Origin of the sequence: Streptococcus mitis (assembly GCF_003942795.1) — a bacterium.
GTDB lineage: Bacteria > Bacillota > Bacilli > Lactobacillales > Streptococcaceae > Streptococcus > Streptococcus mitis_BJ.
Genome location: NZ_RJNY01000063.1, coordinates 1 through 586 on the forward strand (window position 1 = coordinate 1; position 586 = coordinate 586).

Annotated in this window: 1 tRNA gene and 1 rRNA gene; both read left to right on the forward strand. The window is 41.3% G+C overall.

Annotated elements, in window-relative coordinates:
* Nucleotides 1–101: 101 nt before the first annotated feature.
* A tRNA-Glu gene (locus D8847_RS10590) sits at nt 102–173 on the forward strand.
* 230 nt (nt 174–403) lie between these two features.
* Nucleotides 404–586 (forward strand): 16S ribosomal RNA (locus D8847_RS10595); the annotation flags it as partial.

Below are 586 nucleotides of genomic sequence, written 5' to 3' on the forward strand. Positions count from 1 at the left end.
TTTTCAGAATTTCGGTAAAGAGGAAAAAAAGTTCTTGGAGGAAAAAAAGTTCTTGACAAAGGTAAAAAAGTAGGTATAATAGAAAGAGTTGAAAAGCTCAAGGTCCGTTGGTCAAGGGGTTAAGACACCGCCTTTTCACGGCGGTAACACGGGTTCGAATCCCGTACGGACTATGGTGTATTGCGGTTAAAAAAACTTGAAAAAAGTTTCAAAAAAGTGTTGACATAGGTTAGCAGCTGTGATATACTAATATAGTTGTCGCTTGAGAGAGATTGAGTGACAAAGACCTTTGAAAACTGAACAAGACGAACCAATGTGCAGGGCACTATAACTAAGGTTATAGTACTGAACAATGAAAAAACAATAAATCTGTCAGTGACAGAAATGAGTGAGAACTCAAACTTTTAATGAGAGTTTGATCCTGGCTCAGGACGAACGCTGGCGGCGTGCCTAATACATGCAAGTAGAACGCTGAAGGAGGAGCTTGCTCTTCTGGATGAGTTGCGAACGGGTGAGTAACGCGTAGGTAACCTGCCTGGTAGCGGGGGATAACTATTGGAAACGATAGCTAATACCGCATAATAGT